This window comes from Kangiella profundi (assembly GCF_002838765.1).
Lineage (GTDB): Bacteria > Pseudomonadota > Gammaproteobacteria > Enterobacterales > Kangiellaceae > Kangiella > Kangiella profundi.
Map to the genome: position 1 here is coordinate 2054445 of NZ_CP025120.1, position 17694 is coordinate 2072138.

The 17694-nt window shown below is 43.2% G+C and carries 16 protein-coding genes and 1 pseudogene; 6 read left to right on the forward strand and 11 right to left on the reverse strand.

Annotation, left to right across the window (positions count from 1 at the left end; all coding sequences use genetic code 11):
* The first annotated feature begins 70 nt into the window (after window positions 1–70).
* On the forward strand, window positions 71–526 hold the full coding sequence (locus CW740_RS09630; RefSeq protein WP_106647297.1) for a MarR family winged helix-turn-helix transcriptional regulator: 456 nt from the start codon (window positions 71–73) through the stop codon (window positions 524–526).
* 68 nt (window positions 527–594) lie between these two features.
* On the opposite strand, the gene CW740_RS09635 is transcribed toward CW740_RS09630, so the two are convergent.
* The 5 genes from CW740_RS09635 to CW740_RS09655 form a co-directional block, all read right to left on the reverse strand.
* Window positions 595–1053, reverse strand: coding sequence for a hypothetical protein (locus CW740_RS09635; RefSeq protein ID WP_106647298.1), 459 nt, complete (start codon window positions 1051–1053; stop codon window positions 595–597).
* A gap of 372 nt (window positions 1054–1425) precedes the next feature.
* Window positions 1426–3438, reverse strand: a complete 2013-nt coding sequence (gene asnB, locus CW740_RS09640) for an asparagine synthase (glutamine-hydrolyzing) (protein WP_106647299.1) — start codon at window positions 3436–3438, stop codon at window positions 1426–1428.
* A gap of 117 nt (window positions 3439–3555) precedes the next feature.
* On the reverse strand, window positions 3556–4626 hold the full coding sequence (locus CW740_RS09645) for an aspartate/ornithine carbamoyltransferase family protein (RefSeq protein WP_106647300.1): 1071 nt from the start codon (window positions 4624–4626) through the stop codon (window positions 3556–3558).
* 117 nt (window positions 4627–4743) lie between these two features.
* Window positions 4744–6165 (reverse strand): sodium:solute symporter family protein, encoded by a 1422-nt coding sequence (locus CW740_RS09650; RefSeq protein ID WP_106647301.1) that lies wholly within the window; start codon window positions 6163–6165, stop codon window positions 4744–4746.
* Window positions 6166–6168: 3 nt separating this feature from the next.
* Window positions 6169–6672 (reverse strand): hypothetical protein, encoded by a 504-nt coding sequence (locus CW740_RS09655; RefSeq protein ID WP_106647302.1) that lies wholly within the window; start codon window positions 6670–6672, stop codon window positions 6169–6171.
* Window positions 6673–6816: 144 nt separating this feature from the next.
* On the opposite strand from CW740_RS09655, the gene CW740_RS09660 reads away from it, so the two are divergent.
* Window positions 6817–8076: a Zn-dependent hydrolase gene (locus CW740_RS09660; RefSeq protein ID WP_106647303.1), complete on the forward strand. Its 1260-nt coding sequence runs from the start codon at window positions 6817–6819 to the stop codon at window positions 8074–8076.
* Window positions 8077–8193: 117 nt separating this feature from the next.
* On the opposite strand, the gene CW740_RS09665 is transcribed toward CW740_RS09660, so the two are convergent.
* The 3 genes from CW740_RS09665 to tcdA form a co-directional block, all read right to left on the reverse strand.
* Entirely contained in the window at window positions 8194–8685 is a 492-nt protein-coding gene (locus CW740_RS09665) for an Hsp20 family protein (protein WP_106647304.1), read from the reverse strand.
* Between the two features lie 178 nt (window positions 8686–8863).
* A complete protein-coding gene (locus CW740_RS09670; protein WP_106647305.1) occupies window positions 8864–10834 on the reverse strand; it encodes an alpha/beta hydrolase family protein in 1971 nt (656 codons plus the stop codon).
* A 179-nt stretch (window positions 10835–11013) separates the two neighbouring features.
* Window positions 11014–11832, reverse strand: coding sequence for a tRNA cyclic N6-threonylcarbamoyladenosine(37) synthase TcdA (gene tcdA / locus CW740_RS09675; RefSeq protein WP_373286461.1), 819 nt, complete (start codon window positions 11830–11832; stop codon window positions 11014–11016).
* A gap of 101 nt (window positions 11833–11933) precedes the next feature.
* On the opposite strand from tcdA, the gene CW740_RS09680 reads away from it, so the two are divergent.
* Entirely contained in the window at window positions 11934–12692 is a 759-nt protein-coding gene (locus CW740_RS09680) for a TIGR04219 family outer membrane beta-barrel protein (RefSeq protein WP_106647307.1), read from the forward strand.
* Window positions 12693–12720: 28 nt separating this feature from the next.
* Here CW740_RS09680 and CW740_RS09685 read toward each other — a convergent pair whose 3' ends face one another.
* Window positions 12721–14115 (reverse strand): AmpG family muropeptide MFS transporter, encoded by a 1395-nt coding sequence (locus CW740_RS09685; protein WP_157826413.1) that lies wholly within the window; start codon window positions 14113–14115, stop codon window positions 12721–12723.
* A gap of 38 nt (window positions 14116–14153) precedes the next feature.
* Between CW740_RS09685 and CW740_RS09690 the strand changes: the two are divergent.
* The 3 genes and pseudogenes from CW740_RS09690 to CW740_RS09695 form a co-directional block, all read left to right on the forward strand.
* Window positions 14154–15014, forward strand: a pseudogene (locus CW740_RS09690) (ketopantoate reductase family protein); the annotation flags it as partial.
* Window positions 15015–15029: 15 nt separating this feature from the next.
* Window positions 15030–15428, forward strand: a complete 399-nt coding sequence (gene msrB / locus CW740_RS12680; RefSeq protein ID WP_227523910.1) for a peptide-methionine (R)-S-oxide reductase MsrB — start codon at window positions 15030–15032, stop codon at window positions 15426–15428.
* A gap of 27 nt (window positions 15429–15455) precedes the next feature.
* Window positions 15456–15965 carry a thioredoxin family protein gene (locus CW740_RS09695; RefSeq protein ID WP_106647310.1) on the forward strand — a complete coding sequence of 170 codons (510 nt, stop codon included), beginning with the start codon at window positions 15456–15458 and terminating at the stop codon, window positions 15963–15965.
* Window positions 15966–15976: 11 nt separating this feature from the next.
* Here CW740_RS09695 and CW740_RS09700 read toward each other — a convergent pair whose 3' ends face one another.
* Window positions 15977–16666 (reverse strand): SPOR domain-containing protein, encoded by a 690-nt coding sequence (locus CW740_RS09700; protein WP_106647311.1) that lies wholly within the window; start codon window positions 16664–16666, stop codon window positions 15977–15979.
* A 112-nt stretch (window positions 16667–16778) separates the two neighbouring features.
* The gene (locus tag CW740_RS09705) at window positions 16779–17612 is read right to left on the reverse strand and encodes a tetratricopeptide repeat protein (RefSeq protein WP_106648142.1); all 834 of its coding nucleotides are present in this window, start codon (window positions 17610–17612) and stop codon (window positions 16779–16781) included.
* Window positions 17613–17694: the final 82 nt, after the last annotated feature.

The window sequence follows — 17694 nt, forward strand, 5'->3', positions numbered from 1 at the left end:
CATGGATTTTATATGAATATTTGGTTACAGTTGGATCTATTATCAGTCAGCTCAATTCGCTAAAAGCTCTATGGAAAAATACGAAGACCTTCTTGTCTCCCTGCGTAAAATCATTCGCTCCAATGATCTCTATTCCAAAGAGCTTGCTAAAAAAGCAGGTGTTACTGGCCCACAACTTCTGATCCTCAAACAAATCAGTCGCACCAAAGTCATTTCACCAAAAGAGCTGGCAGAAACACTGAACTTAAGCCAAGGCACTATCACCAGCATTATTGACCGGATGCAGGACCGCGATCTGGTCACACGGATAAGAAGCCAAACCGACAAGCGTCGTTTTAATTTATCTCTTACGGAAAAAGGCGAAGTATTATTAGAATCAGCCCCACCACCAATGCAGGATTATTTCATCGAACGATTTAATAGATTGGAAGACTGGGAGCAAACTCAACTATTGGCCGCCTTTCAACGCGTCGCCAGCATGATGAATGCACAGGAAATTGAGCCACAGACAAATATAGAGCAATAGTTGAATTGCTGATTAAAGTTTATTTACTCTGACCCCATTAGTTTCCACAATACTTTCCCAAAGAACTTTCATCCATCACAGCTTATATATGTCTTTTGTTCAATATAAAGACCATATTCATTTTCCCGACCACTTAATCTCAAGCACTTACCAATATCAGAGTCGGAAATCATTCTTTTTGAAAGGAACAATGTATTACCTTTTGAAGTCTCCAGATTTTCAACTCTAACTTTCCAAGTTGACCAGTTGAACTTATTATTATCTAGTTTATTAACTCTGACCTCAATGAAAGATTCATTATCAGCAAATAGTCTTAGTTGCCAGTGGTCGATAGTCACGCTCATAAATCCAACAGAAAAAAGTATAACTGCAGGGCCAAAAATAATCGCCAAAACTGCTCCAATCTTTGTGTCAGCATGATTGAATATATTTCTAAACCCTCTGACTCCATTATTTTGTTTTAAAAAAATATTTAAGTAAAGTAACGTAGCCAATATAAGTACAAGCGATAAACCAAAGTTAGACAAATGTAATCCTGGTGGCCCAAAACTATATATCGGCCAATTAAGTGTAAGTATAAGTGAAACGCACAAAGGAATGGTGCTACACATTACTACGATAAAAGAGACTCTTAAAAATTTATTTATCAAATCAATACCTCCACGGAGAAATTAGGCTTATTCTTATGACTTCTTGTTCATTTATCTCCCTCTGAATTTGAAAAAAAACAAGTTTTGGACACCCACTAACTTTTAGCAAAGATTACCAGACAATGGTTATCACCAATAGCTATTTATTCTGAACCAACCATTTCTCCTGTACTTTAATTTTTACGTTAGAAAATAAAAAAGGCAGCTTAGAAGCTACCTTTTTCAAATTTCACCAATTTCTTTTCGCCTTTAGGCAACCCAGCCTAACTCATGGGCTTTTGCAGCGGCCATTTTAGGCACATCATTTTCGATGAAGTGGTGATGCAGAAGTTGCACGCCAAGCACGTGGTTAAGGATGGCATCCATCTGTACTTTATCCTCTCGTGGTACGCTTGGATCATCATTTTTCCTGATCATATCCTGTAGCGCACCATAATCAATTAGGCCTGCTTCAGCGACTTTTTCTTCGCTGGCGAACTCTTCCATCAGTTCCATCAGGGCATTCCATTTTTTCTTATCGGTATGCGCTGGTGGTGCCATAAAAGCGAACTTCTGGCGTTTGTATAAAGTTTCTGGTAGTAGGCCTTTCATGGCTTCTTTTAGGACGTATTTCTCTACCGGGCCTTTGATTCGCATTTGTGGTGGAATATTTACCGCGTATGCCGCCAGATGATGATCAAGGAATGGTGGACGCGCTTCCATAGAGTTAGCCATATCCACACGGTCCCCGCCCCAGGTCAGAATTTGACCTTCTAACATGGTTTTAATCCAGACATATTGCGCTTTATCCAGAGGATGACGACCTTCTAACTGAGTTTCATCAAACTGTTCAGCCATCGCTGTGCCCGGATCATAATCACTGATATTGGCCTGATGATCTTTGCTCATTAATTGACGCGCGAATCCATCACAGCCCATCCAGTTTTGAATACAGGTTGGTGTAAAGCCTACTTTGGCATCAATCGCATCGGAGCGGAATGCTTCTCTCGGTAACATGGCGCCCTTGAACAGCTTGTTTGATTCGGCCAGAGTTGATTGCATTTCTTTGCGCAGATTTTCTGGCAGGTCATCCAGCCCGTACAGGAACATGTCATTACGGAATGCAGGATAGCCAGCAAATAATTCATCACTACCCTCGCCCGTCAATACCACCTTGTAACCCTGCTCACGAACCTTCTGACTCATCAATAGTTTTGCGACACCCAGAGTGTTGTAGATGGTTCGTTCTGTGTGCCAAATGGTTCGCTCGAAATGGTCATACAGATGTTCTGCTGAAAGCGGCAGAATAATTTGCTCTGCGCCCACCATTTCTGCCATTTCGCGGGCAATCGGTGTTTCATCATAATCGGCATCATCAAAGCCAATGGTAAAGGCTTTAACTGGATCCTGACGCACTGACGCAGACAAGCCAATAATCGAACATGAATCGATACCGCCTGAAAGATAGGCTCCAACGGGAACGTCAGCATTGAGACGGTGTTGAACCGCTTCAAGCAAGTTCTCACGCACGCCATCGATGTATTCCTGTTCATCTTTTACATCCAGATGCGCTTCGGCTTGTGGGAAATCAATGTCCCAGTATTTATGCTGAGAAATTTCCAGCTTTCCATTGCGACGTTGAATTTTAATCCAATGACCCGGAGGTACCTGATTAACGCCTTTAAACGCCGTTGAACCAGGAATCATCACCTGAATCAGTTGGTGGTATAGACCCTGCGAGTCAATCTCACGCTTAACTTCAGGATGTGCGAATAGCACCTTTAACTCAGAACCAAACACCACGCCATGTTCTGTTTCTGTCCAGTACAAAGGTTTAATACCAAAACGATCACGCACCAGATACATGGTTTCTTCTTCGCGATCATAAATCGAGAAGGCAAACTCACCGCGCAAGTTCTCAACGGTTTTTTCGATGCCATAGTGCGGATACATTTGCAGCACAATTTCAGAGTCGCTTTTGGTCTGATAACGTGCGCCCTGCGCCGTCATATCGGCACGAATACGCTGGAAGTCATAAAACTCACCGTTATGCACCATCATGTAACGCTGGTCATCACTGACAAGAGGCTGTCGCCCGCGTTCTTCATCCAGATCGATAATGGTCAGCCGCGCATGACTCAGGCCTACACCAACACCTTCTGGATTGTAATAACCGAAGTTATCAGGCCCTCGGTGATATTGAATGGCCGCCATGTTGACGAGTGTTTGTGCATCAATAGTTCGATCTTTGTCACGATGAATTACACCGGCAATACCGCACATATAAAAATTCTCCTTGGAATCTTATCTAAAAAATTTTTGAAATCAGGTTTAAACGCTTTTTCTAGTGGGACAACCTCATTCTTGAGTCAATGAGGTTGTGGCTAGAGACTATTTAACCTATATAACATCCATCACCATTTCGGTTCTTTCCACCATGCAGGTTAGCAAGGCCATGCGCAGGAATACCGCACCGCGCGCCTGTGAAAAGTACCAGTTGTGAGGCGTTTCATCTAAATCAGTTGATAGCTCATCACCTCGCGCCAATGGGTGCAAAATGATGCCATCTTCTTTTAAAGGTGATTGAGCGTTTAATACAAACTTATCACCATGCGATTCAAAGTCATCACCGACCCATGCAATCGCGTTAATATAAACCACATCCAGTTCAGGCAATTCCTTGTTTAAACGATTGGTTAAACGTAGATTTAAACCTGCTTCTTCAAGCTGTTCTCTTTGTCCTTCTGTGAAAATATCATCATCGGTCTTGTCATGAATAATGACAACTTCTTCAAAGATTTCAGGGAACAATGAAAAGATTTTTAACAGGCTTCGAACTGTTCTCATGTAATTTGGTAAACCGACAATACCAACACGAATTTTCTGTGGGTTGTCTTTCAACAATTCAGGACGCCATTTAAATATAGTATATAGATCCGCCATGGCCTGAGTTGGGTGCTCATCGGTTCCGTTACCGGCATTGATAATCGGAATGCGTAAAGTCGATGTCATTTCTTTTACCGAGTCTTCATTTGACTCACGTAGCACCACACAGTCGCCATAGTTGTTAAACATCTCACCAATGTCAGCCAGTGATTCGCCTTTAGCGATACCGGTAGTTGAGCGGTCAGTGATGGACATAATGTCACCACCCAAGCGATGCCAGGCACTTTCAAAAGACAAACGCGTACGCGTACTGGGCTCATAAAAAGCACTGATTAAAATCTTACCTTTTAATGGCGTATTAAAGCGCTTCGGGTTGCTTTCATATTTACTGGCCAAACGAAACAGTTGCAGAATAGTTTGGCGATCAAATTGGTCGCAGCTAATGATGTGTTGATTCGCTAACTTAACAAGCGCATCACCATCTTCTTGAATCGTTTTCAATAATGCTTTGGGGTGTGCATCACCAAAGACATCAGGTTTTGCTCTGGAAAATACCAGATCTTCATCTTTCAATTGGTCTACCATAATTGGTCCTTTAACCAGTCTCTTACGAGTAACACTATGAGGATGATTGGCGACAGACAGGTCACTGCCATCGCCGCGAGAATTAAAAATTGGAGCGCATCAAAAGACATTAGCATGTTACTTCTCCATATTTGCTAAACGGTTCCAGTCAAACTGATCGTCTTTGAGCATCAGTCCCAGCATACAAACAATAAATGACACACAGCAACTGATTAATGCACCGACGTAAAAGCCAATGCTGAAATAGCCAATCAGTCCACAAGTTGTGCCTAATGCCATGGCTGCTCCGGCAAATTTACCAGACAGTCTTTGCTGATAAAGTCCTAACACAATCGGCCAGATAGCACTTGCCACAAATGCACCTGCCAGATTCAGAACTTCACCTAAAGTCCCTGCTCTTGGCAAACAGATGAGCCATGTTGCAAAACCCAGCATCAAAATTACGTGACGACCGACTTTTTCCAGTTTTTTATTATCGGCCTGCTTGTTGATAAATCCTTTGTAGATATCTTTGGTGATCAAGTCGCTGGTTGCAGCCAATAAAGAATCAAGGCTCGAAGCTAGCGCAGAAAAGACCACAATGAACACGAAAATTGCACCGACTGAACCTAGTAGTTTCGCTGCCACCATTGGCCCAACCATATCCGCTTCTGCTGGATAAATGCCTAGCGCAGGAGCTGCCAAAGCAATGAAGCCTGTGACAATCGGAATAGGCAACCATAATAAACCGGCCAACAGATAAGCGCGTTTACCGATTCCTTGACGGAAAGCCAAGGCTCGAGACCACCAGACATTTGAATGGAAAATCTCACCAATACCAAAGAAGATATTGTTAAACAAAAACATGATGGCCGCAGGGAATAATAAGTTCAGCAGTTGCGGATGTTCCTCTTTCGCTGACTCATAAACAGTATCCAGGCCAACCGTTTGGTAGCAGACATAACCAATGATCAATACACCAAATAGGATGATCAGAGTTTGCACATAGTCAGTGGCAATAACCGCTCTGAGTCCACCCAGCAAGGTGTATCCGACACAGATGATTAATATCGCTGTCATACCGAGGTGATAGCTAAGACCACTCAAGGTGGATAGCAAAACACCACCGGCCATGCCAAGACTGACCAGCCAGCCAAGGGCATAACAAAAGGATACGATGAGAAAGATGATCCAGGCGACTTTACCGTAACGCACCCGAATGAAGTCACCACAGGTGTAGCCCTGCGGCATCAGCTCTTTAATACGTTTCGCCATCGGCGCGAATAGGATCAAGCCCAGAGCAGCCATTGAATAACCGACCATGCCCCAGATACCAAACTGATAGGTCAACTGTGGTGCTACTAAAGTCGTATTACTGGTGATCCAGGTGGCCATTGCCGTTGCCGAAGCAAAAGCGAAACCCACATTACGTCCGGCCAGCATGAAGTCATCCAGGTCTTTATTTTTTCGGCCTAACCACCAACCGAAAAAGATCCAGATCACACCAAAAGCCACCAACAGGCTTGCTGCCATCGTTATTGAAATAGGATTAAAGTCCATGAGTTAGTCTTCTGTTGAAGTTTCTTTTGTGCGAAAGGCTCTAGAAATCATGTAACCAATGAGAATGGCGAACATCACCGCGCCAATACCAAAAACCAACCATACGCGCTCAAGGGGATGGTGCTCTACGGTAACTGTGGCTACATTACTTAAGACGTTCTGCTGTTCATCCAGCAGACGAAGGAAGTAGGTTCCATCATCGTACCCCGTCAGATGAATCTTGTTCTGATAGGTAATATCCAGACGTTGCAACTCAGGCGAAAAGCCTTCGTTGGTTGCCAATTGAAGATATTTGGGAGCTTGGTAAGCAGAGTCAGTCAAGACTTGCTCGTCTTCACTTTGATTTGTAGTCAAACTATTCCATTCAACACTAAAGTAACCGGCGTTAGAACTTTGCTCTTGTGGCATCAGCTCAAACTCGCAAGCACTTCCTTCGCAACCCGAAGAAATTGCTGCGCTACTGAATGTAACAATGGAAAAAATGACCGCAATCAGGTGTAAGGCCATAAAAGTTATGCTGTCTTTGCAAAGACAAGCCACTTTAGCAAAGCTTTGTATTCAAATCAAATTGGCTGACTAAAGATTAATCACTTACAATAACCTACAGTAATTTGCTAGGGTATAAGCAATAATTCAAAAGGAGGATGGCTTATCTATTCCGTAAATATTGAACGAATTGAAAAAGACTTATATGAGCTAGCCAACTTTGGTTTTAATCCAAAAGATAAAGGCATCTACCGCCAAGGTCTTACCGAGGTGGACATGCAGGCTCGTCGCTGGGTCATGCAACAGTTCGAGGCTAACGGCCTGACAACTCATATGGATGGTGTCGGCAATGTTTGTGGCCGATTAGGTGACCCCGACAAACCCGCCATTATCATTGCCTCGCACCTCGACTCAGTACCAGCAGGTGGTATGTTTGATGGTACTCTGGGCGTTATGGCAGGCTTGGAGTGCATTCGCGTACTTAGGGAAAATAATATCGAACCCAAGCATCCCATCGAAATCATAGGCACCAGTGAAGAAGAAGGTCGCTTTGGCGGCATGCTGGGTGCCCAGGCCTTAAGTGGTAATCTCAATTTTCAATGGCTGGAGTCTGCTCGCGATCCCAAAGGTGAGTTTCTAAAAGATGCGATGCAACAGTGTGGACTGGATATTCATGATGCGCTGCATTGTCGACGCGACCCCGGCAGTATCAAGGCCTTTCTCGAGTTGCATATCGAGCAGGGACCCGTGCTCGAAAAACAACAGAAAACCATAGGCGTTGTTGACGGCATATCCGGCGTATTTAAATGGCTGGTCAAACTTAAAGGTAAAGCCGACCATGCCGGTACTGCACCGATGGATATGCGCAGTGATGCCTTTATGGGTGTCGCCGATTTTGCCCATGAGATCAGCCGCATCATTGATGAGGAAGGCACCGATAAAACCCGCCTGACCATTGGCCGTGTAGATTTAAAGCCCGGTTATGCACACACCATTCCCGGTGAAGCGCACTTTACATTGGTCGGTCGTGACATGAGTGAAGAAGTCATGCAGCAAGTTGCTAACAGCTGTGGCAAGGTGCTCTCCTCTATCGCCCGCAAGCATAAGTTACGCTTTGAGTACGAGCAGATGAGCTGGCTGGAACCAAAATATTTCAGTCCCAAACTGGTGAATTTGATAGAGGAAAAGGCAAAAGAGTTGGGCTATAGCCATTTACGAATGCCCAGTGGCGCCGGTCATGATATCCAGTTCTTTACTGACATTACTCCAACTGGACTTATTTTTATTCCCAGCGTTGGCGGCGTCAGTCACGCACCGGATGAATGGTCGCATTGGCAGGATGTCGAGCAAGGCTCTAACTTATTGTTAGCAACTTTATTGGAGTTATGCCAGGAAACCGATGACGGAAAACTGGCACTCAGCTAAACTTCTTTTGCTAACAGCCAATAAAAAAGCAGTAGCCAACGACTACTGCTTTTTTTATGACTAACGGTTTATTGATTCTGTTTGCTGCTTACCAATACAGCAAGCGAACTGTTTTGATTACGCTGCCTGTTCAGACTCCTTTTTATGCTCAAGGACTCTGTCCGACTTTTTGTCTGAACTGGCTTCTGAAGTACCAATCTCGATGGTACGAGGTTTCATGGCTTCAGGGATTTCCTGCTTCAGGTTAATGGTTAATAAACCGTTGTTCAGATCAGCTGATACGACTTCTACGTGATCAGCTAAATTAAATTTACGTTCAAAGGCACGATAAGCTATGCCTTGATGCAAGAACTTGCGTTCTTCTTCGGTTTTTTCTTTACGTCCACGAACTGTTAGAACACCTTTCTCAACCTGGATGTCCAGTTCATGGCGACCGAAACCAGCAACAGCTATGGTTACGGCGTATTTATTTTCATCAAGAACTTCGATGTCATAGGGTGGGTAACCGTTAGAAGATTGTTCGCCTCGCAATGTGCTATCCAGTAAAGATGCCATACGATCGAAGCCAACACTACTACGGTACAATGGACTTAAGTCAATTCTATTCATAATCATATCCTCCAATAGAAGCAATATATTGTTAATGTTTATGAGCCCTAATCTCTCAGAGACTTAGCGCTCACGATCCTATTTGGGGATAGCCTTATATTATTTCAAGATACCAACTAAAAATATTAGACAAAAAAATAGCCACCCGAAGATGGCTATCAAGTTTTGATGGTTAAAGTTACTCGCCGATATGCTCTTCGAGGAAATCTAAAATTTTCTCAAAAGACTCAACACGGTACTCAACTTTCTGGAAACCGTGGCCATCTTCACGGTAGAAAGTATCATACTCTTTACCAGCTTCCTTCAGTTTTTCTTCCAAGAACTGTGCATTATCAAATGGAACCCTTACATCGTCCTCTCCATGCACTATTAAAAGTGAAGCTTTAAGTTTATCCACATGATAAGCAGGCGAGCGCTCACGAATTTTTTCTTTAGTATTTTCACCAATAACTTGAGTAATGTAGTTATCTCTTGCTTTAGAGTTGCCTCTAAAGGAATCTGCTTTTGTCCACTGAAGATCCATTTCATAGATACCAGCTTCTGGAATTGAACACTGATACAGGTCTGGCTCCTTAACCACTGCTTGCATTGAGGCATAACCTCCATAACTTCCACCATGAATACAAATACGGTCTTTGTCGGCTAGACCTTTCTCAATCGCCCAGAGAGTTGCATCGGTTAAGTCATCTTGCATCTTACCACCCCACTCTGCATCCCCTAGATCTCTAAAATCCTTACCATAGCCGCCTGAGCCACGGAAGTTCAACTGTAGAACAAGATAGCCGCGGTTAGCTAGTAGTTGTGCTCGCCAATCATAACCCCAACTATCCTTGACCCAATAAGGTCCACCGTGCGGGTACACCACCATTGGAAGCTTTTTTGGAGCTAATCCATTTGGAATGGTAATCTGCCCATACATTTTTAAACCATCACGAGATGTCATTATAAATGGTTCAACCGAGGCCATTTGCTCTGGCTTGATATGCGGCATAGAACTTGCAATGTATTTTGCTTTATTATTTTCTCGATTAAATAGGAAAAAATCGCCAGGGTTTTTATCACTATAAACTGCAACCATGGCTAACTTATTATCATCACTATAGCCTGTCATAATAATATCTTGCCCCTGAAAGCTGGCACGCAAAGATTTATGGAATGCAACCTCTCCAGCTACTGAGTCATCACTCAAGTAAAAATATTCAGGATATCCCGGCTCGTAAGTAACACCTATTACCTCTCCTTGAGCGCCATATAAACCGCCACCTATATCTACATCCGGATGGCGATGCAGGAACTTAATTTTTCGTGATCTTAAATCAAGTTCAAACAACCCTGTGACGCCTTCATGGTCAAGATCATGGTTGGAAACAAAGTAAAATTTATCGTTTTTCAGGTTAAAACCAATACCACCTACAACAGGAATTCCCTCATGCTTTACAGGAAGCTTTAAGGTTGTCCAGTTACCCTGCAAATCCTTAATATGGAGTCGTGATACATCATCGGTGATATCATCTTTGTTTACAGGGTCATACTCAACAGCAACTCTTGGCACTTCATTTAGATCCACATTAATAGAGCGGATAACTGCATCTGAGCCGCCTACTGGCTTAGGAGAGTCACTGTTATAAAATAATTGCCCAGTGTAGACATCCATTCTGTGGAGTTTCATGCCACCTTTTTCAGTCCAATGAGACTTACCAATTAAAATTTTGTCATCATCATCTTTTAAACGGCTGATGTATCTGATGCCAGAACGCTGAAAATCCCATAGTTGGACGCGTTTAGTGCCATCAATATTACCAGCGACCAGCCGATAATCTTTATCAGCACCATCCCATAATCCAGTGATATTACTAGCACGCATTAGTACGCGCTCGTTATTTACCCAAAAAAAGAAGTCTACTTGTCGTTCATCACCAACATCAAATGAAGTTAAAATTTTATTATCGGCAATATTCATTACTGCCAATTTAACTTCAGAACCATCTTCGTAGGTAAAGGCAATATGTTCACCATCCGGCGATACTTTTGCACTTTTGAACTGAGATTTTTTAGCGAAATCCTCGATGGGAATTATTTTTGAGTGGGCGGCGCCTGTTATAAAAAGTGCGGCTGCCAGAGTAATTAATAAATTAAAAAGCTGTTTCATGACGTTCCTCTAGCCATTGTTCGAATTATAAAAACCTGTCCACAATAAAGTGATTCAATGTATTTGTATAGCTTGGTTTTGTATCAAATCAAGCTGGTTTATGTCGTTTATTGATTTATAAGTAGCAGTAAGCCTAACCACTGAGAGAATCTGAGATATTTCTTTGCCAAGGTGATTTTTTATTTTTTCTTTTCTGCCAGTTTTTGTAACACCAAACCTACCGCAAAATTACCGAAGGTCGCTGTGATGTGGGTAGCAGATCCCATTCCAACATCACAGGCCATTCTTAAGGCTCTATCTGAATCAGGTTTGGCTTGAGTAATACCGCCGCCTGGCAATGGATACGAGAGTTGTTCAGTAGAGTAAACACAGGGGACTTGATATTTGCGCTTGGGATTGCTGGAAAAGCCATAGTCATAGCGCAGAATGGAGCGTGTTTTAGCCAGCAATGGGTCATTGTGGGTTCGCGTCAAATCGGCAATAGTGATTTGGGTTGGATCGATTTGTCCACCAGCACCACCGACACAAACAATACGGATCTTGTTACGCTTACAGAATCGGATCAGTGCGGCCTTGCTGCGCGCACTGTCAATAGCATCAACAACGTAATCAAATTCAGTAGAAATATAATCCCTGACATTATCAGGCTTGAGCAAATCTTCAATGATAGTGACCTTACAATCTGGGTTAATCTGTTCGATTCGTTCCTTCAATACTTCGGCCTTTCCTTGACCAATGGTGTTTTCCAGCGCCACCAGTTGGCGATTGATATTGGACTCGCTAACTTCATCTGGATCAATCATGGTGATTTTTCCAATACCTGAACGCGCCAACGACTCAACAGCCCATGACCCGACACCACCAACGCCAATGACACAGACATGAGATTGCTGAAAATTGTCCAATGCTTTCTGCCCATAAAGTCGGGCAATTCCGCCAAATCGAATATTCACAAGAAGGTTTGCTTTAAGAAAGATGTCACGATTATAGCAAGCGATGCGTCGATTAGTTAACACACTGAAGGACTTAGCAGTGGGTTTTTAACAATAAAATGCTTAGAATAGCGACAACTAACAACCATAGGTTTAGAGGGTAAACTATGAAATTTAATAAATTATTCCTGGCAACCACCATTTTAGCGACTTCAAGCATTGCTTCAGCTGATGTCATTGGTGTCTATGCAGGTGCACAAAAGTGGAACTATGATATCGATGGTTATGTAAGAACTGGCTCCGAAAATATCGATTTTAATGATGACTTAGGCTATGACGATAGCGACGACAATAGTTACTTTGTAGCTTTAGAGCATCCAATTCCAGTTCTGCCTAATATCAAAATCCAGCAGAACAATCTTGAGGGTCAAGGCCGTGGTACCGCCAGTCAGAACTATACGTTTGGCTCTGTTCCGTTTTTAGCAGGAACACCAACAGTTTCTAACTATGACTTCAGCAATACCGATTACACTCTATACTATGAAATTCTTGATAACTGGGTAAATCTCGATCTTGGTATTACGGGAAAGCAATTTGATGGTTTTGTAGACGTTGGCGTTGAGGTAACAACTGGAGGCCCAATAGTTTCAAGAGTTGATTTTAAAGGCACAGTGCCAATGCTATACGGCAAAGCACAGTTTGACTTACCATTAACTGGCTTTAATGTAGGCAGCACCATGAACATCGGCCAAACTACTGATGATAAAATCAATGACTATACTTTGTATTTTGGATATGAAGGTGAGACAGGCTTTGGTTTTGAAGTAGGTTACCGCAACTTCACGGTAGAATTTGATAACTTTGATGACTTATCAACAGACTTCACTTTCGACGGTTACTACGCCAGCTTGAATTTCCATTTCTAGTCTGTTTGGGGCGAGTGCATATTCGCCCCTACTCTTCTTCATTAGACTTTAATAACTTCTCTCGATACATCAACGCCATCACCAGGATTACGGCTGGAATCCCTAAGAAAGCAGTGTAAATAAAGAAAAGCTCATAACCCCAGCGATCGATATCTGCGCCACTGAATCCGCCAAGAATCTTACCGACCAATGTCATCAATGACGTATAGAGAGCATATTGAGTAGCGGTAAACTCTTTATTCACTAATGTCGCGAAATAGGCCATCAAAACACCTTGAGCGAAACCTCCTGCCAAGTTGTCCGCACTAATTACGGCAATCAGTAGCTCATTACTTTTAGGCAAAGTAGCCATATGGGCAAACAGTAAATTAGTCATCATAACCAGTAATGCACCGGTATAAAGACACCTTAATATACTGACCCTATTAACGGCTATCCCGCCAATAAAAGCTCCAACAATGGTCATTATTAAGCCATAAACTTTCGAAATCTCAGCAATCTCGGTTTTGCTGAAGCCCATATCGTCATAGAAGACATTGGTCATGACCCCCATGACTAGATCGCTTACTCGAAAAGCCATGATAAAGGCAATGATGACCAGCCCCCACCACCTGAACCGGATAATAAAATCGACAAAAGGTGAAATAATGGCTCGGATGATATGCTGAGAAACACTACTATGCTGAATGAAATCTTTCAATCGTGTGCTGGTTGCGGGAACGATATTTAGTAAACGATTAGTTACTCGGTGATCCAGCTCTGAGTGGCCAATAGCTTTTTCAACATGAGGTGGTTCCGGCGACAATAACCAGCCAATAAGCCCGATACTCATGCACAGCGCCATAATTTTATAGCTTACTTCCCAGTTGCCGCCAATTTCTGCGTCGGCAAGAATCAATGCACCAGCACCGGCGGCTATCATTGCCAGGCGGTAACCCATAATATACATGGCTGACGCTGCACCCTGCTTCTTATCATCGACACTTTCAACCCGGAAGGCATCGATTACGATATCCTGAGTTGCTGACAAGAATGCAGTAACGATTGCAAAACCGAGAATCATTGCCGTATTGACCGCTGCATCGGTAATCGCTATCGCCGACAGGCAGGCTGTGATACCGACCTGAGCCACAAACAGCCAGCTGCGTCGTTTCCCAAACAGCTTATCCAGAAATGGAATTTTTAAATTATCAACTAATGGAGCCCATAGCACTTTGATGGAATACGCCAGACCAATCCATGATGCATAGCCAATATCGCTGCGTGTGATTCCAGCATCTTTTAGTAGCAGTGAAAATGTCCCCATCACCAATAAAAAGGGTAAACCGGCAGAAAAACCGAGCAGCAGCATGCGGATAACTTCCGGATGGAAGTAAACGAAGCCTTTCACATAAGATTGAAGTTTTATTGTGTTATTTTTCACTATAAGATGGTTTTTATTTGGTTAATTCACTATTTAGCATGATTTCTATTCTCGGGGCCGGCGCCATCGGCCAGCTGCTAGCTCATAAACTAACTGATGCCTCAGTCGAATGCCAGCTTATTGTCAGCGATACTGATAAATACTCCTCACAGAACTGGCAGTTCTGTGATCTCGACAAGAATATCAGAGTTAATCAACTTAGCAGCTCGTCCGCCAGTGAAACATCCCTTTTAGAAATTGTTTTTGTCTGCGTTAAGACGCCTCAACTAAGAGAAGCTCTGGACTCCATCAAGCATCGTTTAAGTGACCATAGCCAGCTGGTTTTGTTCCAAAATGGTATGGGTCATGAAGACATCGCCAAGCATTTTGTATCTGAGCAGAATATATTCTTTGCCAGCAATACTCATGGTGCTTATCGAGAGTCTAGTCAAAACCTGGTTTATGCAGGTGCAGGACAAATTATTGTAGGAGCCTTAAATCAACAGTCTCCACCTAAATGGTTTAATCAATTGAGTGAGGTCAACAGCGGATTAGAATTTGAATGGGTCAATGACATAAGGCCCATACTTTGGCGTAAGCTACTGATCAATGCCGTTATCAACCCCTTAACCGCTATCCATCGCTGTAAAAACGGTGAACTTATAAATGAGCAATACCAGCCTCAGTTGCTTGCACTCATTGATGAAACCCGCCGGTTCGCAAAGGAAATGAAATTCGGCTTTGCAGAAGATATAAAAGCCATCATTCTCGATGTCATAAAGCAAACTGCAAACAATTATTCTTCCATGTATCAGGATGTTGTTGCAGAAAGAACGACTGAAATTGATGCCATTAATGGCTATTTGCTGGATCAGATGGAAAACAAACAATTCCATGCCCCGCATCACTGGGCTTTATGGAGTCAGTTTCATGTTTTGTATCCGCCTTTAAAGCACCAGGCAGAGGAAAAGTCTAAAGAGTTTGATCAGCTCACCTACCATGTCACTCAGGAGCATGGCACCGAACGGCCTTTTACTGGTCAATACAACATGCACCATGAACAAGGAAGCTATAAGTGTGTGTGCTGTGGCTCAGTGCTATTCGATGATAAGGGTAAATTTGAGTCAGGTTGCGGTTGGCCTAGTTTCGATCGTGCTCAGAATAATAAAGCCATCGCCTACCGAGTGGATAACAGCCATAATATGCAACGCGTTGAAATTCTCTGCGCGCAGTGCGGCTCGCACCTTGGGCATGTTTTCGAGGATGGGCCAACTGAAACAGGTCAGCGCTATTGCGTAAACTCAGTGAGCCTGGACTTTGAGCCTGCCAATTAATACTTAGACTTCATTAAAGAGAAAAGTATGACACGTACCATTCAACTATTAATCTTCTGCGCCTTGACGGTTCTGGCAATCAGCGGCTGCCAGACTGCACCATCTGAATCTAATCAAAAACCAACTATTCTGGTGGGCGATATCAGCTACACGGATGTAATAAAAACTTATCCCTATTTCCTGGCTGCTAATTCCAACCTAAAAGCATCCCCAGCTTCTATTGAGCAACTAAAGTCAATTTCTGAGCCCACCCATCTAACGGTTTACTTTGGGGTCTGGTGTCATGACAGTATTCGAGAGGTTCCTCAGTTGATGCAGCTATTGGAAGAGATCAATAACCCCAATATCAGCTATCAGTTGATTTCTTTGGATAAGAGAAAGCAGGAACCACAGGGCAGAGCGAAAGCCAATGAAGTTCTTTACACGCCGACTATCGTGGTTTATCAAAACCAAGAAGAGTTAGGAAGAATCATAGAAAAGCCTGAGCAGGATCTGGCAAGCGATCTGGTGAAGATACTATCCACCACCAATCATTAAATCTCTTTATTTTAATTTAATCGTATCGCTTCAAAGCCTGAGCGACTTCTTAGCCAAGGCTGTATATCAGGAAATGACTTTGCCAGTCCTGCTATCAGTTGCTCGGCTTGCTGTTTAGATTTCAATTGATCAAACACTACAGTATAAAATAGCTGTCCCTTTACTTTTGTCCGAACCACACTGGCTCGATGTGACAAAGTATGATTAAGAGTATCAGCAAAAGATTGAGCCTGAGCTTGTGAGTTATAGGCCGCCAATTGAAGGACTTTAGGGTATTTCTTTTGGGATGGCTGTTCTTTTGTTATGGCGGGTTTAACAGCTTCAGAACCTGCTTCCTGTTCTAGTTCAACCTCTTGTTCAGTTTTTTTCTCAATCGTATCCTCTTCAGTAAGCAAGCCTAGCTTTGCTCCTTGCACCAATACTGGTGTATCAACTTGCTTTTGTGGATCAAGCTGTAACTCATCAGTGCCCTCAGCCTCTGGATCAGGAATCGTTTTCCAGAATCGATAATAACTAAGCCCCAAAACCTCTTTATTCTCCGCGCAACGCCAGCTTTTCTTATCTCCTGGAGCACAATACCAGTATTGATCTTCACCATCCGACTTTACGCCTTCACCATCAGGAGTACTGGCACAGGAACTAACAAGAAGAGCAAGACTTATGGCCGAGAGGCGCAATTTTAGGGAAGTGTTCAAATTCATGATGGTATGGCTTCGATCCTTGCGGTACCTTGTTTGCAAATGGAATGAGTTAAGACTAACTCAGTTAGCCACACCTGAAAAGGACTAAAACTCTAGCGGCAACTAATGCAGACTAGTTTTCGAGGGATTTTATGACTGGCTTTTTATTAAGGTACAGTTGCAAACGCACCTGATAATAATCAACCAGCTTGTCGCATTTCTCACAGTCATCATGCGAAGCCAGCTCTATAACCTTCAACTGGGTAGCGGTAGCTTTATCAAATTGTCCATTTGCTGCATAGGCGGCAGCCAGTGTATCGAGATAGCCATGACTTTCTGGATATTTCTCAATAACCTGCAAGGCAAGCGCTAGTCCCTGCTCTGGATCAAATAACTCAGTCCCCTGACTGACTACCTTAAGCCAGGCAAGGTTATTCATTGCCTGATAACTGCCCTGCTCTACCGCCAGCTGATACCAGTAAACCGCCTCATTGAAACTTTTACGGCCTTCGATATAGCCAAAATAAAAAGTATTGCCCATCCAGTATTGAGCGACTTTGTCACCTTGCTCAGCAAAGTTTTGCATAGTCTTAAGCGCATCCTGCTTTTGCTGGAGGCTAACTGAGTCATCCTTGGTGGTTAGAAAATAAATGGCGTTATGGAATTCTGCTTTCTGGTAACCTTGACGCGCGGAACGTTTCATCCACTTAGAAGCTTCCTGACTATCAACCTCAACCCCGAGTCCGCGGTACAACATCATGGCGTAATGATATTGAGCCGATTCATCACCAGACTTAGCACCTTTCTTGCAGTACTTTGCAGCAATCTTGTAACTTTTTGCATGATAATGCTGCTCACAGCGCTTCACATCTTCAGGCGATGCGCCGCATGCTGCCAGCATTAAAGCGAACAGTCCAAGCAAGCCAACAAGTAGGCCAAGTTGATAAGAGTTTGACAGTTTTTTCATCAGGGTCATTTACAATGCACAGCAGTTGCTCAATAGAGCAGTATTAACAAAACGCATAACGCTAATAAGGGCTAAATCAGCA